The organism is Streptomyces sp. NPDC045431 (assembly GCF_040646655.1).
Lineage (GTDB): Bacteria > Actinomycetota > Actinomycetes > Streptomycetales > Streptomycetaceae > Streptomyces.
This window is the reverse complement of sequence record NZ_JBEZAQ010000012.1, coordinates 174226-195759: the sequence shown is the minus strand read 5'-3', so window position 1 is coordinate 195759 and position 21534 is coordinate 174226. Positions and strand designations below refer to the sequence as shown.

The window sequence follows — 21534 nt, the reverse complement described above, 5'->3', positions numbered from 1 at the left end:
TCCTCCCCTCTCGGGTGGCCAGGCCCGGGCCGCCGGCCCGGCCCGCCGATGCGCGCCACTTGGCCGAGCTGCGCTGGAGGTTCAAGCGAGAGGACCACGAAGAACGGTCACCGACACAACCTCCGGACGAGACCGAGCAGTGGATCCACGACCGGCTCACCGATGGCCGCTGGCTGGCCTGGGTCGCCGAGTCCGGAGGCGAAATCCGCGGCCACGTCTTCCTCTCCCTGGTCGAGAGGCTGCCGGAGCCGTACCACGACAACCTCCCGATCGGTTACGTGACGAACTTCTACGTCACGCCGTCGCAGCGGAACAAGGGAGCCGGCTCGGCGCTCCTTGAGGCGCTGAAGCAGCACTGCCGCAGCGCCGGCTTCGACACCCTGATCGTCTGGCCGTCCGAGCGCAGCAGTACCCTGTGGCGACGCTCCGGCTTCCAGCCCCCGGAAGAACTGCTGGAACTCCCACTCGACGCCTGAAGGTCCCCTTCGATACCCGCCCTACCACCGTGACCGGCCTCAACGATCTCACGCGACTGTGCCCCCCGCCCCGCACCACCCAGGCCATCGACTGGCAGGCCGTCGAGACCCTCCTGGGCATGAGGCTGCCGGCCGACTACAAGCAGTTGGCCTCCGCCTATGGGCCCGGGGCGTTCTGCGACTTCCTGCACCTCTACCACCCCCACGCCCCGACCCCCTGGGTCAACCTCACCGGCCCCATGCCCGCCGCCCTGCGCGAACAACTGCGCGAGGACTGCAACGAGGGCGTGCACCCGGTCCCTCACGACCCCGAGCACCTCTTCGCCATCGGCGTGACCGACAACGGCGAGTACCTCTTCTGGGTCACCGGCTCCGGCTCCGGCGCCGACCCCGACAGTTGGCGCGTCGCCGTCAACGAGGCCCGCGGCACCCGGTGGCACACCTACGACGGCAACCTCACCGGCTTCCTCGCCGACGTCCTCGGCGGCCGCACCACCATCCCCCAGTTCCCCGACGGCCTGCTCGACCACGGCGTCGCCTTCCGGCCCTCGCCTCAACCGGCTGAGAACACCACGATCCAGCCGTCCCGCTCTGCGACCGGAGGAGCCGTCGACACCAAGGCCGTGCGCTCATGGGCCCGCGCCAACGGCTACCAGCTGCCCGACCGCGGACGCATCCCCGCGCCGGTCATCACCGCATACAAAGAGGCCAACCCCCAGTAGTACGCGACCGCGCTCGGCGGCATTCTGATGGTCACCTACCCGAGGGGAGCGGAGCGGGCGCCACGGCCAGGCTCTACGCACTGGCGGAAGAGACCCTGGCTGCGCCTTCCGGCCCGCACCGGAGTCACCCCGCTCGGCGTCAGGAGATCGTCAAGGCCGACCTCGCGGCCGTAAACGAGGCGTCAACAACAGTCACACCACGCCAAAAAGGGGTTTTCCTCTAGAGGTCCGATTTTCATCCGAACCTCTTCGGGAGCTCACGATGGCCGACCTGGCCCTCGTCGTCGCCACGGTCGCGGTCTTCGCGCTGGTGGCGTTCATCGCCAAGGGGGTGGCGAAGCTGTGACTGCCGAGAACATCGTCGGTCTCCTCGTGGCCGCCGCCCTCCTGGGCTACCTCGTCCTCGCCCTCCTCAAGCCGGACAGGTTCTGAGCGCGCCGATGAGTCCTCTCCTCGCGGCTGTGCTCCAGCTGCTCGCACTGACCGGCGCGCTCGCCCTCGCGTACCGCCCCCTCGGCGACCACATGGCCCGCGCCTACTCCTCCCACCGCCATCTGCGGGTCGAGACGTGGGTCTACAAGGCCATCGGCGCCGACCCCGACACCGAGATGCGCTGGCCCGCGTACCTGCGGGGTGTCCTGGCCTTCTCCGCCGTGGGTGTCCTCTTCCTCTACCTGCTCCAGCGGCTCCAGGGCGCCCTGCCCGGCTCCCTCGGCTTCGTGTCCATCGATCCGGACCAGGCGTTCAACACCGCCGCCTCGTTCGTCTCGAACACCAACTGGCAGTCGTACGCCAGCGAACAGGCCATGGGGCACCTCCTCCAGACCGGTGGCCTGGCGGTGCAGAACTTCGTCTCGGCCGCCGTCGGCATGGCGGTCGCGGTGGCGCTCGTACGGGGCTTCGCCCGGACCCGGACCGGCGGCGAACTCGGCAACTTCTGGGCCGATGTGGTCCGGGGCGTCGTGCGGATCCTGCTGCCGCTCTCCGTCGTCGGCGCGCTCGTCCTCGTCGGCTGCGGCGTCATCCAGAACTTCGCCGGCATCCATGAGGTCGGGCAGTTCACGGGCGGTACGCGGCAGTGGAACGGCGGCGCGGTCGCCTCGCAGGAGGTCATCAAGGAGCTGGGCACCAACGGCGGCGGCTACTTCAACGCCAACTCCGCCCACCCCTTCGAGAACCCGAACCCCTTCACCAACCTCTTCGAGATCTTCCTCATCCTCCTCATCCCGTTCTCGCTGACGCGGACCTTCGGCCGGATGGTCGGCTCGCTGAGACAGGGGTACGCGATCCTCGCCGCGATGGCGACCATCTGGTTCGGCTTCGTGCTGCTGATGTGGGCCACCGAGTTCGCGGGCCACGGCCCGGCGTTCGAGGCCGCGGGCGGGGCGATGGAGGGCAAGGAGGTCCGCTTCGGCGTCGGCGCCTCGTCGATCTTCGCGGTATCGACCACGCTGACCTCGACGGGCGCGGTGGACGCCTTCCACTCCTCCTTCACCGGGTTCGGCGGCGGTATCACCCTGCTGGGCATGCAGCTCGGCGAGATCGCGCCCGGCGGTGTCGGTTCCGGTCTGTACGGCATGCTGATCATGGCGATCCTCGCGGTGTTCATCGCCGGCCTGATGGTCGGCCGCACGCCCGAGTACCTGGGCAAGAAGATCTCCACCCGGGAGATCACGCTCGCCGCCTGCTTCATCCTCGTCACCCCGGCGCTGGTGCTCTGCTTCACCGCCGCCGCGATGGCACTGGACGGCACGGCGGACTCGATGGCCAACTCCGGTGCACACGGCTTCACCGAGGTCTTGTACGCCTACACCTCCGGCGCCAACAACAACGGCTCCGCCTTCGCGGGCCTCAACGCCGACACGCCCTGGTTCAACACCACCATCGGGCTGGCGATGCTGCTCGGCCGGTTCGTCCCGATGGTGTTCGTCCTGGCGCTGGCGGGCTCGCTCACCGAACAGACCGCAGTGCCGAAGACCGCGGGCACCCTGCGTACCGAGAAACCGCTGTTCACGGGGCTGCTCGTCGCCACCATCGCGATCATCGCCGGGCTGACCTACGTCCCGGCGCTGGCGCTGGGGCCGCTCGCCGAAGGGCTGGCGGCATGACCACCGACGTAAGGGAACAAGAGGACTCGATGTCCACGGCCGCCACCGCCACCAGGGCACCGCACCAGGACACACCGACGGGGCACGGGCCCGGCCACGGGCCCGACAGCGGTCGCGCCGGTCGGGTCGGTCGCACCGGAGCGGGGTTGTTCGACCCCAGGCAGCTGATCACGTCCTTCCCCGACGCGATCCGCAAGCTGGACCCCCGCGTGATGATCAAGTCGCCGGTGATGTTCGTGGTCCTGGTCGGCTCCGTGGTCACCACCGCCCTGGCGTGCGCGGACCCCGGCGACTGGTTCGGCTGGGCGATCACCGCCTGGCTGTGGCTCACCACGATCTTCGCCAACCTCGCGGAGGCCGTCGCCGAGGGCCGCGGCAAGGCCCAGGCCGACACCCTGCGCAGGGCGAGGACCGACACCGTGGCCCGCCGACTCGTGGACGGGGCCGAGGAGCGCGTGCCCGGCACCGCGCTGGGCGTCGGTGACCTGGTCGTCTGCGAAGCCGGCGACACCATCCCCGGCGACGGGGACGTGGTGGAGGGCGTGGCCTCGGTGGACGAGTCCGCCATCACCGGTGAGTCCGCGCCGGTCATCCGCGAGTCCGGCGGCGACCGCTCGGCCGTCACAGGCGGTACGAAGGTGCTGTCCGACCGGATCGTCGTCAGGATCACCGCGCGGCCCGGTGAGACCTTCATCGACCGCATGATCAACCTGGTGGAGGGCGCCGCCCGGCAGAAGACGCCCAACGAGATCGCGCTGAACATCCTGCTCGCCTCGCTCACGATCGTCTTCCTGCTCGCGGTCGTGACGCTGAAGCCGTTCGCGGTCTACGCGGGGGCCGACGCGCAGACGTCCCTCATCGTGCTCACCGCGCTCCTCGTCTGCCTGATCCCCACGACGATCGGCGCGCTGCTGTCGGCGATCGGCATCGCGGGCATGGACCGGCTCGTCCAGCGCAATGTGCTCGCCATGTCCGGCAGGGCGGTCGAGGCCGCCGGTGACGTCTCCACCCTGCTGCTGGACAAGACCGGCACCATCACCCTCGGCAACCGGCAGGCGGCGGAGTTCCTCCCGGTCGAGGGCACCACCGAGGCGGAGCTGGCGGACGCCGCCCAGCTGTCGTCGCTCGCCGACGAGACGCCCGAGGGCCGCTCGGTCGTCGTCCTGGCCAAGGAGAGGTACGGGCTGCGCGAACGCCACCGGGGCGAGCTCGCCCACGCCGAGTGGGTGGCCTTCACGGCCCAGACCCGCATGTCGGGCGTGGACCTCACCGATGACGCCCAGGAGCGCAAGGTACGTAAAGGGGCCGCCGGTTCGGTCGCGGCCTGGGTGCGGGAGCGGGGCGGCCGGGTCGCCGAAGACGCACAGGCGCTCGCGGACCGGATCTCCGAGGCCGGCGGTACGCCGCTGCTCGTGGCCGTGGAGGACGGCGGGGGCGCGCGCGTCCTGGGTGTCATCCACCTCAAGGACGTCGTGAAGGAGGGCATGCGCGAACGCTTCGACGAACTGCGCCGCATGGGCATCAGGACCGTCATGATCACCGGCGACAACCCGCTGACGGCCAGGGCCATCGCGGACGAGGCCGGCGTCGACGACTTCCTCGCCGAGGCCACGCCCGAGGACAAGATGGCCCTCATCAAGCGGGAGCAGGCGGGCGGCAAGCTCGTCGCGATGACCGGCGACGGTACGAACGACGCCCCCGCCCTCGCGCAGGCGGACGTCGGCGTGGCGATGAACACCGGCACCTCGGCCGCCAAGGAGGCCGGGAACATGGTGGACCTCGACTCCAATCCGACCAAGCTCATCGAGATCGTCGAGATCGGCAAGCAACTCCTCATCACACGCGGCGCGTTGACGACGTTCTCGATCGCCAACGACGTGGCGAAGTACTTCGCCATCATCCCGGCGATGTTCACGGCCGCGTACCCGAGCCTCGACAAGCTCAACATCATGGGCCTGGCGTCGGCGCAGTCGGCGATCCTCTCGGCCGTCGTCTTCAACGCGCTCGTCATCGTCGCGCTCGTACCCCTGGCCCTGAAGGGTGTGCGCTACCGCCCGGCCACCGCCGACACGATGCTCCGCCGCAACCTCGCGGTCTACGGCCTCGGTGGCCTCGTCACCCCGTTCCTCGGCATCAAGCTCATCGACCTGCTGCTCACCCTCCTCCCCGGAATCGGCTGACCCGCCATGAACAACTCCGTCCGCTCCACCGCCCGACTGCTCGGCGCGGGGCTGCGCGCCCTGCTCGTCCTGACCGCCCTCTGCGGCGTGCTCTACCCGCTCGCCGTCACCGGCGTCGCCCAGGGCCTGTTCCACCACCGGGCCAACGGCTCCGAGGTCACCGACGGTGACGGCAGGGTCGTCGGTTCCGCACTCATCGGCCAGCGCTACGACCTGCCCCCGGGGAAGGGCGAGAAGACACCGGAGCCGGACCTGAGGTGGTTCCAGCCGCGCCCCTCCCACGGCCTCGGCACCAACACCGCCAACACCCGGTACGCGCTGACCGTCTCCGGCGCGACCAACCGCTCCGGCGACAGCGCCGAGCTCCTGCGGTGGGTCGAGGAGGCGAAGGCCGCCGTCATCGAGGACAACTCCACCCCCGGCCACCCGGTCCGGCCCGCCGACGTGCCGCCCGACGCCGTCACCTCCTCCGCCTCCGGCCTCGACCCGCACATCTCACCCGCCTACGCGAGGCTCCAGGTCCACCGCGTGGCGCAGCGGAACGGCCTCTCCGTCGAAGAGGTCGGCAAGCTGGTCCACGCCCACACCGACGGGCGGATCCTGGGCTTCATGGGGGAGCCCCGGGTCAACGTCCTCGAGCTGAACATCGCGCTCAGGGAACTGCAGAAACCGATCGGCGAGGACTGAGGCTCCCTATCCGGGCCCTTCCGTCGAGCACGCCGACAGGACGAACTACCGTCGGGTACGCAATGCCCCTACAGAAAGCAGGCCCCTATGACGCGGGTGCTCGTGGTCGACGACGAGCCGCAGATCGTACGCGCCCTCGTGATCAACCTGAAGGCGCGCAGGTACGAGGTCGACGCCGCGCCCGACGGCGCGACCGCCCTCGACCTGGCCGTCGCGCGCCACCCCGACGTGGTCGTCCTCGATCTGGGCCTGCCCGACATGGACGGCGTGGACGTCATCAGGGGGCTGCGCGGCTGGACCCGCGTACCGATCCTGGTGCTGTCCGCGCGCCACACCTCCGAGGAGAAGGTCGAGGCCCTGGACGCGGGGGCCGACGACTACGTGACCAAGCCGTTCGGCATGGACGAGCTGCTGGCCCGGTTGCGCGCCGCCATCCGCCGGGCGGAACCGGTCAGCGCCCACGGGGACGTGGTGGTGGTCCGGACCGAGGGGTTCACCATCGACCTGGCGGCGAAGAAGGTGAACCGCGACGGCCGCGACGTCCGGCTCACCCCCACCGAGTGGCACCTGTTGGAGGTCCTCGTACGCAACGCGGGCCGGCTCGTCGGCCAGAAGCAGCTCCTCCAGGAGGTCTGGGGCCCGTCGTACGGCACGGAGACCAACTATCTGCGCGTCTACATGGCGCAGTTGCGCCGGAAGCTCGAAGCGGACCCCTCCCATCCCCGCCACTTCATCACCGAACCCGGCATGGGATACCGCTTCGAGGCGGAAACGCGCGACATATCGGATGTCGGCGCCGACTCGTAAAGTCGGGATCATGGGACGCGGAACACTACGGATCTACCTCGGCGCGGCGCCGGGCGTCGGCAAGACGTACGCCATGCTCTCCGAGGGGCACCGCCGGATGGAGCGGGGCACCGATTGCGTGGTCGCCTTCGTGGAGCACCACGGCCGGCCGCGTACCGAAGTGATGCTGCACGGCCTCGAGCAGGTGCCGCGCAGGGAACTGACGTACCGCGGCACCGTCTTCACCGAGATGGACGTCGACACCGTCCTGGAACGCCGGCCGGCCGTCGCGCTCGTGGACGAGCTGGCGCACACCAACGTGCCGGGCTCGCGCAACGCCAAGCGGTGGCAGGATGTCGAGGAGCTGCTCGCCGCCGGCATCAACGTCGTGTCCACGGTGAACATCCAGCACCTGGAATCGCTGGGCGACGTCGTGGAGTCCATCACCGGCGTCCGGCAGCGGGAGACCGTCCCCGACGAGGTCGTCCGCCGCGCCGACCAGATCGAGCTGGTCGACATGTCGCCACAGGCCCTGCGCCGCCGCATGGCCCACGGCAACATCTACCAGCCCGACAAGGTCGACGCGGCCCTGTCCCACTACTTCCGCCCCGGCAACCTCACTGCGCTGCGCGAGCTCGCCCTGCTGTGGACCGCCGACCGCGTCGACGAGTACCTCCAGGAGTACCGGACCGAGCACCGCGTCTCGAAGATCTGGGGCTCGCGCGAGCGCATCGTCGTCGGACTCACCGGCGGCCCCGAGGGCCGTACGCTCATCCGCCGGGCCGCCCGCCTCGCCGAGAAGGGCGCCGGCGGGGAGGTCCTCGCCGTCTACATCGCCCGCAGCGACGGGCTGACCTCCGCCTCCCCGAAGGAACTCGCGGTCCAGCGCACCCTCGTCGAGGACCTCGGCGGTACGTTCCACCACGTCATAGGCGAGGACGTGCCCTCCTCGCTGCTGGAGTTCGCGCGCGGGGTCAACGCCACCCAGATCGTCCTGGGTGTCAGCCGGCGCCGCGCCTGGCAGAACGTCCTGGGGCCCGGCGTGAGCGGGACGGTCGCCCGCGACTCCGGTCCCGACCTCGACGTCCACATCGTCACCCACGACGAGGCCGCCAAGGGCCGCCGCCGGCTCCCGGTCGCGAGCCGGGCGCGGCTCGGGCGCACCCGCGTGATCCTGGGCTGGCTCGCCGGTGTCCTCGGGCCGGTGCTGCTCACGCTCCCCCTCACCCACGCCGACGCGGACCTCGGCCTCGCCAACAACATGCTGCTGTGCCTGTCGCTGACCGTGGCCTCCGCGCTGCTCGGCGGCCTGTGGCCGGCGCTCGCCTCGGCCGCGGTGGGCTCACTGCTGCTGAACTGGTTCTTCGCGCCGCCCGTCCAGACGCTCACCGTCTCCGACCCGAAGAACATCGTCGCGATCGCCGTCTTCTTCGGGGTCGCCGTGTCCGTGGCCTCGGTGGTCGACGTGGCGGCCCGCCGCACCCAGCAGGCCGCACGCCTGCGCGCCGAGTCCGAGGTGCTGTCGTTCCTCGCGGGGAGCGTGCTCCGGGGGGAGACGGCGCTGGACGCCCTGTTGGAGCGGGTCCGGGAGACCTTCTCCATGGAGTCGGTGGCGCTGCTGGAGCGCGCGAGCGACGTCGAACCCTGGACCCGCGTCGGCAGCGTCGGCCCCGCCCCGGTGGCCCGCCCCGAGGACGCCGACGTGGACATGCCCGTCGGCGACCGCGTGTCCCTCGCCCTCTCCGGGCGCGTCCTGCCCGCCGAGGACCGCCGCGTCCTGGGCGCCTTCGCGGCCCAGGCCGCCGTCGTGCTCGACCGTCAACGCCTCGTCGGGGAGGCCGAGGAGGCCCGCAAACTCGCCGAGGGCAACAAGATCCGCACCTCCCTGCTCGCCGCCGTCAGCCACGACCTGCGTACGCCCCTGGCCGCTATCAAGGCCGCCGTCACCTCGCTGCGCGCCGACGACGTCGAGTGGTCGGAGGAGGACCGGGCGGAGCTCCTCGCGGGCATCGAGGACGGCGCGGACCGCCTCGACCACCTCGTCGGCAACCTCCTGGACATGTCGCGCCTCCAGACCGGCACCGTCACCCCGCTCATCCGCCCCGTCGACCTGGACGAGGTCGTCCCCATGGCGCTTCGCGGCGTCCCCGACGGCAGCGTCGAGCTCGACGTCCCCGAAACCCTTCCGATGGTCGCGGTGGACAAGGGCCTGCTGGAGCGGGCCGTCGCCAACGTCGTCGAGAACGCCGTCAAGTACAGCCCCGAGACCGCGTCCGTCGTCGTCTCCGCCAGCACGCTGGGCAACCGCGTCGAAGTCCGCGTCATCGACCGGGGCCCCGGCGTCCCCGACGACGTGAAGGACCGCATCTTCGAGCCCTTCCAGCGCTACGGCGACGCACCCCGCGGCGCGGGTGTGGGCCTGGGCCTCGCCGTCGCCCGCGGTTTCGTCGAGGCCATGGACGGCACCCTCACCGCCGAGGACACCCCCGGCGGCGGCCTCACCATGGTCCTCACCCTCACCACGGCCTCGACCGCCCCCGCACCCGCGGCCGGTGCCGTGCTCCCGGCAGCGGCCACGTCGTCGAGTGGACGTCGGTAGGGCACCCCGGTCACTGTCCGGCCGCTTCGAGGAGGATCCGCGCCAGTTCGTCCGGTCGGGAGAACATCGGCCAGTGGCCGGTGTCCATCTCGACCAGCCGCCACCGTTCGCCGGCCCGCAGCGCCGCCGTCACGTCGCCGCTCGGCTCGGGGCCGTCGAGCAGGCACTTGACGTACGTCGCCGGCAGCTCGGCGAGCGGCCGGGCCAGTACGGCCGGGTCGGCCAGAGAGCCACCCGGGTGCGGTGTCGCACCGCCCACCAGCCGGGCGGTCTGCGCGTCGGTGAGGCCCTGGCCGTCGCAGTCGGCCTCGGTCAGCGGCGCCCAGAAGCCGCCGTTCCGGGCGAGAGCGGCCTCCAGCTTCGCCGGGCCCTCCCACCAGGTGGAGAGGAACGACTCGCCCTCGACCGGAACGTCGGCGTCGACGAAGACCACCCGGGCCAGCCGGTCCCCGATCCGGCCGGCGGCCTGACCGACCGGGATGCCCGAGTAACTGTGCCCGACCAGTACGACGTCCCGCAGATCGAGGCGCTCGACCTCCTCGACGACGTCCCGGACGTGCGTCTGCCGCCCGGCCGGCACGGCCTGCTTGTCGGCGAGGCCGGAGAGCGTGAGCGGGTGGACACCGTGCCCCGCCTCCCGCAGCGCGGGCGCCACGTCGTCCCACGCCCAGGATCCGAGCCATGCGCCTGCGACCAGTACGAAGTTCACCATGGGCCGCACCGTAGCGGTGGGGTCTGACAACGGCCGCGGAACCGGTCCGGGTGCTGTTCCTGTTCCTGCCCGGGCGGGCCGCGAAGCGTTCGGAGCCCGACCGGGAGTGCCTGGCCCGTCTGGTCGAGCTCCTGGCTCGCCACAGCCCCGACGACCCGGACACCGAGTGCTCCTGGGCCCAGGCGGCGATCCACGACGCCGTACGCCACCCCGGTATCGCCGAGGTCCTGAACGACGGCAGCAGGGACGCCCGCCGGCGCGGCAGCCGATGAGGCCCCCGGACCGCCCGCGCCGCGCCGCGCCGCCCGCGCCCGCGACGAGCCGCCGGCGCGCTGGCCGAAATGATCTGTTCCGCCGCCCTCCCGAGCGACCCCGTACCGAAACTGGTACCGAGAACAGTCCATTCACCTCAGCGGACAGGACAGTCATATGGCGCAGCAGGTACAGGGAGTCGTCGCCCCCGGGCGGAACGAGCCCGTGCGGGTCGAGACCATCACCATCCCCGACCCCGGCCCCGGCGAGGCGGTCGTCAGGATCCAGGCGTGCGGGGTCTGCCACACCGACCTGCACTACAAACAGGGCGGGATCAACGACGACTTCCCCTTCCTCCTCGGCCACGAGGCGGCGGGCGTCGTGGAGTCGGTGGGCGACGGCGTGACCGAGGTGGCCGCCGGTGACTTCGTGATCCTCAACTGGCGGGCGGTGTGCGGGAAGTGCCGGGCGTGCCTGCGCGGCCGCCCCTGGTACTGCTTCGACACGCACAACGCCCGGCAGAAGATGACCCTGGCCGACGGCAGAGAGCTGGCACCGGCGCTCGGCATCGGCGCCTTCGCCGAGAAGACGCTGGTGGCGGCCGGCCAGTGCACCAAGGTCGACCCGGCCGTCGCCCCCTCCGTCGCCGGGCTGCTGGGCTGCGGCGTGATGGCCGGCATCGGCGCGGCGATCAATACCGGCCAGGTCTCGCGGGGTGACTCGGTCGCCGTCATCGGCTGCGGCGGCGTCGGTGACGCGGCGATCGTCGGCGCGCGGCTGGCCGGCGCGGCGAAGATCATCGCCGTCGACATCGACGACCGCAAGCTGGAGACCGCGAGGTCGATGGGCGCCACGCACACCGTCAACTCCCGCTCCACCGACCCGGTCGAGGCGATCCGCGGACTGACCGGCGGCTTCGGCGCGGACGTCGTCATCGAGGCGGTCGGCCGCCCGGAGACGTACCGCCAGGCGTTCTACGCCCGCGACCTGGCCGGCACGGTGGTCCTCGTCGGGGTGCCCACCCCCGAGATGAAGCTGGAGCTGCCGCTGCTCGACGTCTTCGGGCGCGGCGGCGCGCTCAAGTCGTCCTGGTACGGCGACTGCCTGCCCTCGCGGGACTTCCCCATGCTCATCGACCTGCACCAGCAGGGCCGTATCGACCTCGGCGCGTTCGTCACCGAGACCATCGGCCTGGGCGACGTCGAGAAGGCCTTCGCCCGGATGCACGAGGGCGACGTGCTGCGTTCGGTGGTGGTCCTGTGACGGCCGCGCGCGTCGACCGGCTGGTCACCTCCGGCACCTTCTCCCTCGACGGCGGTACGTGGGACGTCGACAACAACGTGTGGATCGTGGGTGACGGCTCGGAGGCGATCGTCATCGACGCCGCCCACGACGCCGACGCCATCCTGACCGCCCTCGACGGCCGCACCCTGCGGGCCGTCGTGTGCACGCACGCCCACGACGACCACATCGGCGCCGCTCCCGCGCTCGCCGCCGCCACCGGCGCGCCGGTCCTGCTCCACCCCGACGACCTGCCGCTGTGGAAGCGGACCCACCCCGACGTCGAGCCGGACGGCGAACTGCGCGACGGCCAGGTCCTGACCGTCGCGGGCACGGACCTGACCGTCCTGCACACACCGGGGCACGCCCCCGGCGCCGTCTGCCTGTACGCGCCCGGCCTGGGCACCGTCTTCACCGGCGACACGCTGTTCGCGGGCGGACCCGGCGCCACGGGCCGGTCCTTCTCCCACTTCCCGACGATCATCGAGTCGATCCGCGGCCGGCTGCTCACCCTGCCGCCCGACACCGTCGTGCGCACGGGCCACGGCGACCCGACCACGATCGGCGCCGAGGCGCCCCACCTGGAGGAGTGGATCAGGCGGGGCCACTGAGCCGGCGGCCGCCACCGTGCCCGTCCCGGGCCCGCCGTGCACGTCCGGCCCCCGTCAGCCGCCGCCGTGCCGTGTTCATGCAGCACAGTGGAGGTACGGGGGCAGGAAACGGGGGACGACGACCGGACGCCGGAGGAGTCGAGATGGCGCGCACCGTCACCGTCGGTGTCGACGAAACGCGCGAGAGCATGGTGGCGGCCGACTGGGCCGCCGGTGAGGCGCTCACCCGGGGGCGCCCCCTGCGGCTCGTGCACGTGTGGAGCCCCGACGCCGACGCCGTCACGCCGGTGGTGGACCGCGGGAGCGAACGCCGCGGTGCCGAGCGGCTGCTGCACGCCGTGGCCGGGCACGTCCGCCGCCGCCATCCGGAGGTGGCGGTGGAGACCTCCCCGTACCGCGGCAGCCCCGTCGACCGGCTGTGTGACGCGAGCGAGGACGCGGAGCTGCTGGTGCTCGGCTCGCGGAGCCTCGGGACCGTGACCGGCTTCGTCGCCGGGTCGGTCTCGCAGGCCGTCCTCGTACGCGTACGCCGCCCGGTCGTCCTGGTGCGCACCCAGGGGCGGCCGGCCCGGTGGGCGGGCGATCCGGCCGGTGACGTCGTGCTCGGTCTGGACCTGGACCGGCCGCGCGACGACGTCGCCGCCTTCGCCTTCGACTGCGCCGCCCGGTACGGCTGCGGGCTGCGGCTCGTCACCGACGTCGCGCAGTCGGCCGAGCGGGAGCAGGTCCTCGACGACGTCCTCGCGGCGTGGACCGGCAGGTACCCGGGCGTACCGGTCGCGCGGGAACACGGCCCCGGGCGGCCGGGCCGGACCCTCGCCGAGGCGTCGCGGGGCGCCCGGCTGGTCGTGCTGGGCCTGCGCAGGCGCCGCCTGCGGTGGCGCGCGCACCTCGGCCCCGCGCTCCACGCGGTGCTGCACGACGCGGCGGCCCCCGTCGCCGTCGTACCGCACCGGTGAGCGGGGGAGGCGGCGGATGACGACCAGGTACGTGTACGACTTCACCGAGGCCCCGGCCGGGGTGCCCGGCGCGGTCGGGCTGCTCGGGGAGAAGGGCGCCGAGCTCGCCGAGCTGACCCGGATGGGCCTGCCCGTCCCGCCCGGCTTCACCGTCACCACGGAGGCGTGCCGCGTCTTCCGCGCCACCGGCGAGCCGCCGCCCGGCCTGGACCGGGAGATCGGCGAACACCTCGCCGCCCTGGAGCGGACCGCCGGGAAGAGGCTCGGACGGGTCGACGACCCGCTGCTGCTCTCGGTCCGGGCGAGCGCCGAGCACCCCGCGCCGGGGCTGATGGAGACCGTCCTCGACCTCGGGCTGAACGACTACGCCGTCCTGGGTCTCGGCAAGGCCCCCGACCGCGAGCGCTTCGCCTGGGACTCCTACCGCCGCCTCGTCCAGATGTTCGGTACGACGGTGATGGGCGTGGACCCCGCCCGTTTCGAGCGTGTCCTCAACGGGATCGAACGGCAGCACCAGGTGCCCGACGACAGCCGGCTGGACACCTCCGACCTCATCCGGACCGTGGAGAGCTTCAAGGACGTCATCGCCGAGACCACGGGGGAGGAGTTCCCCCAGGAGCCCGCCGAACAGCTCCGCCGGGCCGTCCTCGCCGCCTTCGCGTGCATCCCGGACCGCGACCCGGAACCCGGCCCGGACCCGGACCCGGACGGCCGCGGCACCGCCGCAACCGCCACCGCCGTCACCGTCCAGACCATGGTGTTCGGCAACCTCGGCCCCGACTCCGGCAGTGGCCTCGCGGTCCTGGGGCGGGACCCGCGTGCCGAGGGGGAAGGCCGTTACCTGCCCAACGCCCAGGGCAGGGACGTCGTCTCGGGCGCCCGCCCCGCCCTGCCGCTGCGCGAGCTCGCGCAGCTCGACCCGGAGGCGTACGCCCGGCTGACCGCGTGCCTGCACCGGCTGGCCGCGCACCACCGGGGGCCGTGCGAGGTGCAGTTCACCATCGAGCACGGCACGCTGTGGCTGCTCGGGGCGCACCCTACGGGGTAGCGCCGCCTTGGGGTCAGACCCCGTCCGGCTCGGGGTCCGGGTCCGGGCGGCGGGCCGGGTGCGCCTGCGCCCGGGTGTGGATGAACAGCTCCTGGCGCCCCGGCGGCGCCGTCCGGCGCTGGGGGAGCGGCAGCTCGAACTCCACGGGGCGCCGGTGGTCGGCGAGCTGGCGGCCGGCGTTGTAGACCCGGCCGAACTTCCACAGCATGCGGGCGAAGTTGGTCTGGCCGCGCGCCAGGTTGCGGCCGAGTACGCCCATGGCCCCGATGGCGTTGCTCAGCCCCAGGTGCTTGCGGTTGATGACCGCCTGGGTGCGGACGAGCTCCCGGTAGAACTCCTCCAAGGGCAGCTTCGTCGGCACGACGGCGTGCTGGATGTCGAAGAGCCGGTAGTCGCGCGTCGTCAGCTGGCGGGCCTCGGTGTGCCAGATCTCCGTGCCGGGGTACGGCGTCATCACCGTCAGGTGGACGATCTCCGGCACCGCCAGGGCGAATTCCCGGACGACGCGGAATCGTTCCTTGTCCCAGGCGGGGTCGACGATCAGGTTGATCGCCACCATGATCCCCATCTCGCGGGCCACTTCCAGCGCCCGGAAATTGTCGTCCGGGCTTACTCGCTTCCGGTAGAGATCCAGCCCCTCGGCGTCGATCGCCTCCATGCCCAGGAACATGTAGCGCAGCCCGAGCCGGGTCCAGCGTTCGAATACCTCCCGGTTGCGCAGCAGGACGTCACTGCGGGTTTCGAGGTAATAGCGCTTGCGGATTTTCCGGCGCTCCAGCTCGGCGGCGATTCCGTCACCGTGTTCCGGCCGGATGAATGCCACGTCGTCGACGATGAACACATTCGGTTCCCGGATCGACGCCATTTCCTCGGCCGCCCCCTCCGGGGTCGCCTTGCGGTAGCTGCGCCCGTAGAACGTCCACGCGGAGCAGAACGAGCAGTCCCACGGGCAGCCGCGGGTGAACTCGATCGAGGCGCACGGATCGAGCTCGCCGATGAAGTAGCGGTGGCGCTTGCGCATCAGGTCGCGGGCCGGGCGCGGCCGGTCCAGGCTGTCCAGCAGCTGCGGAGCGGGTCCGCGGCCGTCCGCGCACACCACGCCCGGGACCGTCTGGAGCCCGCCGTCCCGGGCGGCCGCGAGCAGCGGCGCGACGGCCGGCTCGCCCTCGCCGCGTACGATCGCGTCCACCGCGCCGTCGGCCTGCTCCAGGACGTGCTCGGCGATGAACGAGACGCTGTGCCCGCCGAGGAAGACGAAACACCCGGGGGAGGCGGCCTTCGCCTTCCGGGCGATCTCGATGGCCTCGGGAATGTTGGCCAGGTAATTCAGCGAGATCCCCAGCGCCTCCGGCGCGAAGGAGGCCATCTCGCGGTCGAGCAGCGCGCGGGAAAGGACCTGGAGATCCACCACGCGCACCTCATGGCCGGCGTCGCGGGCCGCAGCCGCCACTCGCTCCAGCCCCAATGGCTCCAGTCGCAGGAAGATCTCGGAGTACATCAGGGCACTCGGGTGGACAAGCATGACACGCATCTGGGTCTCCGGCCGCCGGCAATGGAAGGGTCCGCTGGTTTCGCTGTTCCGCTGGATTTCGCTGGTTTCCGCTAGGTTTCGCTGGTTTCCGCTGGAACATTTCTGCCTTGTCGGCCCGCCTTCTCCCGGGAGGCACGCCGCAGGCACGCGCCCCGGAGCCCGGAGAGGGATCCTGAAACCAGGAGGTTGCCATGGCACGAACACTGGAGTGGCGGGTCCGCCTGGAACTCGCCGAGGACGACGGCACCACGCGGGCGCGGGCGACCGTGGACACGGGGACGGCGACGCTCACGGGACACGGGACGGCCCGGCGCAACCCCGACGACCCCGACGTTCCCGAGATCGGCGACGAATTGGCGGCGAGCCGGGCGATGAGCGATCTGGCGCGGCAGCTGCTGCGGACGGCGTACCGGGACATCGGCAGGGTGGGCGCGGGGCTGCCGGAGGCCGAGGGGTACGAGGACGTCGGCGGTTACGGGTGGTCGGCGGTCAGCGCGTAGGACGCGCGGACGGGTCGCTCCCCCGAATGGGCGAGGCCCCGCGCGCGGGTGCACGCTGGAGGAGTGACCCAGGAGGTGAGTGTGATGCAGACGATCGTCGGATGGCACGTCGACATCGAGTTCTCCGAGGACGAGGACACCGGCAAGACCAAGGCGTCGTGCCTCGTCAGGCTCCCGGACGGCACGGAGGTGCGTGGCCACGGCAGGGCCAAGCGGCACCCGGACGACATGGACCAGCACCGGGTCGGCGAGGAGATCGCGGCGGCACGCGCCCTCAACGAACTGTGCAGGAATCTCATGAAGAAGGCCGGACACGAGATCGAGGAGGTGACGCACATCCCGGCGCACATCGCGATGTGAGCCGCCGAGCCGGCCGCCCCGGAGCCCCGGACCCGCGCGGCCCGGGGCTCCCGCCGCTCCCGCTTCCGCGAGCGGGGCCTCAGCAGGGCCGCGGGCTTCCGCGGGCAGGGCCGTGAGCTTCCGTGAGCAGGGCCGTGAGCTTCCGTGAGCAGGGCCGTGATCAGGTCGGCGGGCAGGGCCCCGGGCAGCGCCCGCCTCGCCGGGCCGGGCTCAGCGCAGCGGGGAAACGCCGGGCTCAGCGCCCGCTTCGTGAGGGCCGGTCTCTCAGCCGCGCGCCTTCCGCGTCTCGGCCCTGTTCGCCTTGCGGATGGCGTCCAGCAGCTCCGGCTTCGACATGCGCGAGCGGCCCTCGACGCCGAGCTTCTTCGCCAGCTCGTACAGGTGCTCCTTGGAGGCGTGCTCGTCCACGCCCTCGCCGCTGCGCCCGCCCTGCCCGCGCGGGCGCGCCGCCAGGGAGTCCGAGGGCCCCTTGCGGCCGCCCTCCTTGCGCTCCCAGTGGTCGCCCACCTTCTCGTGCGTGTGCTTCAGCGCGCTGAACGCCACCCGGTGCGCGCGCTCGCCCTCGCCGTACTGCTCGACGGCCGAGTCATGGGCCTCCGCCCAGGTGCGCTGCGCGCTCTCCGGTGAGCGTTTCAATGTCGATGGCATAACCTCTCGTCCCGGCATGACCGCCGCCTCCCTCCCTCGCCTCGTACGGATAGCGGGTGAAGGACGGGTGTCCGAGAAATTGCCGGACAAACGACACCGTCAGTGGTCGCCTGGGGTGCGAGCCGGTGGTCCCGGAATACGGAAATGCGCCAGCGTACCTCCATCGATAATATGATCAATTCTTTTCGTGCTTTCGGCACAAAGCGGCCCGGACATCACTGAGGAGGGAATCCCCCACCGGCGAGGAGGGCCGCATGCTGGAGGTCGAGCGTTTGCTGGCCGACTGCCTGGACGACGCACGCACCCAGCCGCTGGGCACCGTGCCGCTCGTCCCCGACGGCCCCGCCTACGCAGCGGCCCGCCGCGCGTTCCTGACGGCCGGGCTGCGGGCACTGCGCGAGGACCTGCCGGAGACCGGCTGGGTGCAGGTCAGCGTGGCGCCCGAACCGTCCGCCTGGCCGCTGCTGTACGGGCGCGTCGTCGAGGCCGCCGACGAGCTCCTCGCCACCGGCCTGGCACGCGACTTCTTCTTCATGCACAAACCACCGGGCCTCCGCGTCCGGTTCCGCGCCTCCGAGGCGTCCCGGGCGGGCGAGTTGCGCGCCGCGCTGGGCCGCCACTTCGAGCGGCGCGACGGCGCCTGGTCGCGGCCGTACGCGGGCGTGTACGAGCCGGAGACGTACCTCTTCGGCGGTCCGCACTCCATGCCGTACCTGCACGGACTGTTCACCGCCGACTCCCGCGCCTGGCTGGACCTCCACACGGCCGCGCCCGGTGAGGCGGCCCCGCCCGACTGGCGCGTGTCCCTCATCCTGCTGCGCACGGTGCTGGACGCCCTCGGCATCGTCGGCTGGGAGCACCGCGGCGTGTGGCAGGTCGTCCGGGAGGAGACGGGGCGCCGCCTCCCCGACGGTCTGCGCGGCGAAGGCCGGCAGCGCGCCGCCGACGGCATCCGCGCGTACTGGAACGAGACGCCCGACGCGCAGCTCGACGCCCTCCCCAAGGCGTGGCGCGACGTCCTGCGCTCCCACCGGGAGGCGGCGCGCCGGGCGGCGGAGCACTGGCGCGCCGGTTACTTCGAGTCGGGGGAGGCGACGGTCGGCCCGCGCCGGGCGGCCGCCCACCACGTGATCTTCCACTGGAACCGCGGCCGGTTCTCCGTGGCCCGGCAGTGCCTGCTCACCGAGGCACTCGCCGACGCCGACGAGGGGACGGCCTGAGGTGGCCGCCGCACGGGACGCGGCCGACGCACGGCACGACGCGGCGGGGCCCCCGGACGCCCCGCGCGCTTCGAACGCCCCGCACGCTTCCAACATCCCGCACGTTTCCCACGCGCCGCAGAACCCGGGCGCCCCGCAGACCCCGGACGTACGAGGGGAAGCGGCCGGCGCACCGCGCGTACCGGACGCGGCAGGCGCGCCCGACCCGGGGGGCGTACGCGACCGGGCCCTCGGCGCCACGGCGCTGCTGCGCGTCGCGGGCATGCCCTGCGACGCCTGGACCGCGGCCGCGAGCCCCGGGCTGTTCGAACGGGTCGTCCGCCAGGCCGACGCCGATGACCGGCGCGCCGAACGCGCCCGCCTGCTCGCCGACCGGCTCGGCGCCGACGTGGTGCCGCATCCCGGGCTGACGGGCGCCGACCGCGGCGCCGTCCTGGCCCTGCGGCGGCGGCTGCACTCCGGCGCGGCACCCGGCGCGGCGGACTGCCGCCTCCTGGAGCGCTCGCCGGCCGTCCCCGCCCACCTGGCGGCCGAGGCCCGGGCCCTGCTGCACGCGACCGGCACCGCGGCCGCCGGCCTCACCGCACTGGAACAGGCGGTCGCCGCCGAACAGGAACGCATCGCCGTCCAGGCCTGGGACACCGCCCGCTCCAACCCCGTCCTGCGCACCTTCCTGGCAGCCGCCGCCCCCGGCCTCACCGAGGACGTCGAACGGCGCCTCGCCGAGGGGCAGTCCTGGACCGGCAGGCAACTGCGCAAGCGCACCGCGTACATCTGGCGCGTCCTCGGCCGGGCCGCGGCGAAGACCACGCCCCGCGGCTGGGCGGGCCAGATCGCCGCGCTGCCCGTCACCGCCGCACCGGACGGCAGCTCCCTCCTCGCCCCCGGCACCGCCGCGCTCGGCGCGCTGGCGGCCACCGCCATGGAGAACATCCACCTCGTACGGACCCGGATCGCGCCCCTGGACCTGCGCACCGCCGACCCCGCCACCCTGCTCGTGCCCGCGCCCCTGCACTTCACCGAGCCGGCCACCGCACCGGAGGACCCGGCCGGCCGGCTGCGCGCTTACGTCGTCGACCCGCGCGAGCCCGGCCGGCTCCGCCAGGTCGTCCTGCGCCGCACCCGCGTCCTGGAGGTGGTGCTGGCCCTTCTCGCCGACGGCCCGTGCCCGCTGGGCGAGCTGGAGAAGACGGTCCTGGGCGCCGCCGCGCCGCCCGGCGGTGCGCCGGCCGCAGACCCGGCCGTGCTGCGGGGGTTCCTCCAGCACCTGCTCTCCATGGGCGTCCTCCAGGTCTGTACGGCCCCCCGGCACCGGTACAGCCCCTGGGTCCGGGCCGACGCCGTCACCGCGACCGGCACCCTGCCGCACCCCGACACGCCCGCGGCCACGGACCCCGGCGGCTGGTTCCTCGACGCGTACCGCGCCCTCGCGCCCGGCGCCACCGTGCCCGTACCGGCGGCCGAGCGCGTGCTGCGGGGCCTGCGGATCGCGGCCCGGATCGCCGCCCTGCGCGAAGCCGAAGGCCACCCGGACGTCCCGCCCCAGGCACGTCCCGAGATCGCCGCCCTCACCGAACGGCCGCGCCCCGTCAGCGAGATCCTCGCCGACCGGCTCTCCGCGGCCGACGGCCCGCCGCCCGTCCTGCGGCGGTACGGCGGCTGGGCCCCCGCCCGCGACCCCGGGTCCGGCTACGCCCGGCTCCTGGAGCACCTGGACGCCGCCGCCCGCTCCGGCGCCGAACGCGTCGACGTGGACGACGCGCTGCTCGACGCCCTGGGCGCGCCGCGCGGCCGTGACGCCGTGCCGCCCTGGCCCGTCGACTGCCTGCTGCGCCCGCTGCCCCCGCACACGGGCCCCGGACCCGTGGCCGTCCTGGAGACCGCCTCGGCCGCCGGGGTGCTCGACGCCCGCTTCGCCGACGCACTGCGCACCCTGTACGGCGGGTACGGCAACGCCGACGCCTACCGCGACTTCCTCGCCGCCGTCGAACGCCGCACCGGCGTCCGGTTCGTCGAGCTCCTCGTACCCCCGCTCGCCGAGCGGGCCGCCAACGCCGTCCGCCGCCCCGTGGCGACCACGTGGTGGACCGGCGACCCCGACCCCACGCCGTACTACGGGCCGCTCGGGGCGCACGCGCGCTACCTGCCGCTGGACCGGATCACCGTGCGCCGCAGCGGCCGCCGGATCATCGCCGAGGCCGACGGGCAGCGCATCGTCCCCGTCCACCACGCCACCCGCTCACCGGTCCCGCCCTACGACGTCCTCGTCCGCATCCTGCTCGCCGCGAGCCACCCGGCCGCCTCCTGGCTCGTCCGCCTGGACGGCCTGGACGCGGCGCTGCCGGACCGGCGCGGGCTGCCCCGGCTGACGGCGGGCGGCGAGCTCGTCCTCTCCCCGGCCACCTGGCGGCTGCGCCGCGCCCACCTGTGGCACCCCGGCGACAGCCTGCTCGCCAAGGTCCGCACCCTCGCCCTGCTGCGCCGCGACACCGCGCTGCCCCGCCACGCCTTCATCCGCACCGGCCCGGGCGCGAAACCGGTGCCCGTGGACTTCGACTCGCTCACCGCCCTCCACCTCGTGGAGCGGCTCTGCGCCCAACAGGCGGGCGACGAGATCCTCGTCGAGGAGATGCTCCCGGCGCCGGGAGACCTGCTGCTGCGCGACCCCCTGCACGGCGGCGCGGCCGTCGCCGCGCAGGCGCTGCTGAGGCTGCCCTGCGACCAGGGCGCCGAACGGCTCGCCGTGGCCGCCGCCGACGCGCTGCTGCGCGGCGACGCACAAGACCTCCCCGGCCCGCCCGCCAGGCGGCCCGCCGGGGTGGACACCACCCAGTGAGGAAGAAAGGGAACGTCC

The 21534-nt window shown here is 73.0% G+C and carries 20 protein-coding genes; 17 read left to right on the top strand and 3 right to left on the bottom strand.

Features of this window, described 5'->3' with window-relative positions; all coding sequences use genetic code 11:
- Nucleotides 1–59 precede the first annotated feature (59 nt).
- The 8 genes from AB0A69_RS23610 (at nucleotide 60) to AB0A69_RS23575 (ending at nucleotide 9558) form a co-directional block, all read left to right on the top strand.
- Nucleotides 60–476: a GNAT family N-acetyltransferase gene (locus AB0A69_RS23610; protein WP_361425320.1), complete on the top strand. Its 417-nt coding sequence runs from the start codon at nucleotides 60–62 to the stop codon at nucleotides 474–476.
- Nucleotides 477–505: 29 nt separating this feature from the next.
- On the top strand, nucleotides 506–1198 hold the full coding sequence (locus tag AB0A69_RS23605) for a histone-like nucleoid-structuring protein Lsr2 (protein WP_361425317.1): 693 nt from the start codon (nucleotides 506–508) through the stop codon (nucleotides 1196–1198).
- A 342-nt stretch (nucleotides 1199–1540) separates the two neighbouring features.
- Nucleotides 1541–1630 carry a K(+)-transporting ATPase subunit F gene (gene kdpF / locus AB0A69_RS23600; RefSeq protein ID WP_361425314.1) on the top strand — a complete coding sequence of 30 codons (90 nt, stop codon included), beginning with the start codon at nucleotides 1541–1543 and terminating at the stop codon, nucleotides 1628–1630.
- An 8-nt stretch (nucleotides 1631–1638) separates the two neighbouring features.
- The gene (kdpA, locus tag AB0A69_RS23595) at nucleotides 1639–3306 is read left to right on the top strand and encodes a potassium-transporting ATPase subunit KdpA (RefSeq protein WP_361425311.1); all 1668 of its coding nucleotides are present in this window, start codon (nucleotides 1639–1641) and stop codon (nucleotides 3304–3306) included.
- Nucleotides 3303–5486 carry a potassium-transporting ATPase subunit KdpB gene (gene kdpB, locus AB0A69_RS23590; protein ID WP_361425308.1) on the top strand — a complete coding sequence of 728 codons (2184 nt, stop codon included), beginning with the start codon at nucleotides 3303–3305 and terminating at the stop codon, nucleotides 5484–5486. The genes kdpA and kdpB overlap by 4 nt, the downstream gene beginning before the upstream one ends.
- A gap of 6 nt (nucleotides 5487–5492) precedes the next feature.
- Nucleotides 5493–6173 carry a potassium-transporting ATPase subunit C gene (locus tag AB0A69_RS23585; protein ID WP_361425305.1) on the top strand — a complete coding sequence of 227 codons (681 nt, stop codon included), beginning with the start codon at nucleotides 5493–5495 and terminating at the stop codon, nucleotides 6171–6173.
- Between the two features lie 87 nt (nucleotides 6174–6260).
- Nucleotides 6261–6980, top strand: coding sequence for a response regulator (locus AB0A69_RS23580; RefSeq protein WP_361425302.1), 720 nt, complete (start codon nucleotides 6261–6263; stop codon nucleotides 6978–6980).
- Nucleotides 6981–6990: 10 nt separating this feature from the next.
- Nucleotides 6991–9558, top strand: a complete 2568-nt coding sequence (locus AB0A69_RS23575; RefSeq protein ID WP_361425299.1) for a sensor histidine kinase KdpD — start codon at nucleotides 6991–6993, stop codon at nucleotides 9556–9558.
- 10 nt (nucleotides 9559–9568) lie between these two features.
- Here AB0A69_RS23575 and AB0A69_RS23570 read toward each other — a convergent pair whose 3' ends face one another.
- Nucleotides 9569–10270 carry an alpha/beta hydrolase gene (locus AB0A69_RS23570; protein ID WP_361425296.1) on the bottom strand — a complete coding sequence of 234 codons (702 nt, stop codon included), beginning with the start codon at nucleotides 10268–10270 and terminating at the stop codon, nucleotides 9569–9571.
- 50 nt (nucleotides 10271–10320) lie between these two features.
- Here AB0A69_RS23570 and AB0A69_RS23565 point away from each other — a divergent pair, with 50 nt between their 5' ends.
- The 5 genes from AB0A69_RS23565 (at nucleotide 10321) to AB0A69_RS23545 (ending at nucleotide 14421) form a co-directional block, all read left to right on the top strand.
- Nucleotides 10321–10542, top strand: coding sequence for a hypothetical protein (locus tag AB0A69_RS23565; protein ID WP_361425293.1), 222 nt, complete (start codon nucleotides 10321–10323; stop codon nucleotides 10540–10542).
- Nucleotides 10543–10699: 157 nt separating this feature from the next.
- Nucleotides 10700–11785, top strand: coding sequence for an S-(hydroxymethyl)mycothiol dehydrogenase (locus AB0A69_RS23560; protein ID WP_361425290.1), 1086 nt, complete (start codon nucleotides 10700–10702; stop codon nucleotides 11783–11785).
- Nucleotides 11782–12414: an MBL fold metallo-hydrolase gene (locus tag AB0A69_RS23555; protein ID WP_361425287.1), complete on the top strand. Its 633-nt coding sequence runs from the start codon at nucleotides 11782–11784 to the stop codon at nucleotides 12412–12414. The genes AB0A69_RS23560 and AB0A69_RS23555 overlap by 4 nt, the downstream gene beginning before the upstream one ends.
- A gap of 143 nt (nucleotides 12415–12557) precedes the next feature.
- Nucleotides 12558–13373: a universal stress protein gene (locus AB0A69_RS23550; RefSeq protein WP_361425284.1), complete on the top strand. Its 816-nt coding sequence runs from the start codon at nucleotides 12558–12560 to the stop codon at nucleotides 13371–13373.
- Nucleotides 13374–13389: 16 nt separating this feature from the next.
- Nucleotides 13390–14421 (top strand): PEP/pyruvate-binding domain-containing protein, encoded by a 1032-nt coding sequence (locus tag AB0A69_RS23545; protein WP_361425281.1) that lies wholly within the window; start codon nucleotides 13390–13392, stop codon nucleotides 14419–14421.
- Between the two features lie 13 nt (nucleotides 14422–14434).
- Here AB0A69_RS23545 and hpnR read toward each other — a convergent pair whose 3' ends face one another.
- Nucleotides 14435–15952 carry a hopanoid C-3 methylase HpnR gene (gene hpnR / locus AB0A69_RS23540; RefSeq protein ID WP_361425278.1) on the bottom strand — a complete coding sequence of 506 codons (1518 nt, stop codon included), beginning with the start codon at nucleotides 15950–15952 and terminating at the stop codon, nucleotides 14435–14437.
- Between the two features lie 191 nt (nucleotides 15953–16143).
- On the opposite strand from hpnR, the gene AB0A69_RS23535 reads away from it, so the two are divergent.
- Complete coding sequence (locus tag AB0A69_RS23535) at nucleotides 16144–16452, top strand: DUF1876 domain-containing protein (protein ID WP_361425275.1); 309 nt, start codon at nucleotides 16144–16146, stop codon at nucleotides 16450–16452.
- A gap of 84 nt (nucleotides 16453–16536) precedes the next feature.
- Nucleotides 16537–16812, top strand: coding sequence for a DUF1876 domain-containing protein (locus AB0A69_RS23530; RefSeq protein ID WP_361425272.1), 276 nt, complete (start codon nucleotides 16537–16539; stop codon nucleotides 16810–16812).
- A gap of 264 nt (nucleotides 16813–17076) precedes the next feature.
- Here the strand turns inward: AB0A69_RS23530 and AB0A69_RS23525 are convergent, their stop codons facing one another.
- On the bottom strand, nucleotides 17077–17478 hold the full coding sequence (locus tag AB0A69_RS23525; RefSeq protein WP_361425269.1) for a ChaB family protein: 402 nt from the start codon (nucleotides 17476–17478) through the stop codon (nucleotides 17077–17079).
- A 236-nt stretch (nucleotides 17479–17714) separates the two neighbouring features.
- Here AB0A69_RS23525 and AB0A69_RS23520 point away from each other — a divergent pair, with 236 nt between their 5' ends.
- Nucleotides 17715–18680 carry a thiopeptide-type bacteriocin biosynthesis protein gene (locus tag AB0A69_RS23520; RefSeq protein ID WP_361425266.1) on the top strand — a complete coding sequence of 322 codons (966 nt, stop codon included), beginning with the start codon at nucleotides 17715–17717 and terminating at the stop codon, nucleotides 18678–18680.
- 1 nt (nucleotide 18681) lies between these two features.
- On the top strand, nucleotides 18682–21516 hold the full coding sequence (locus tag AB0A69_RS23515; protein WP_361425263.1) for a lantibiotic dehydratase: 2835 nt from the start codon (nucleotides 18682–18684) through the stop codon (nucleotides 21514–21516).
- Nucleotides 21517–21534: the final 18 nt, after the last annotated feature.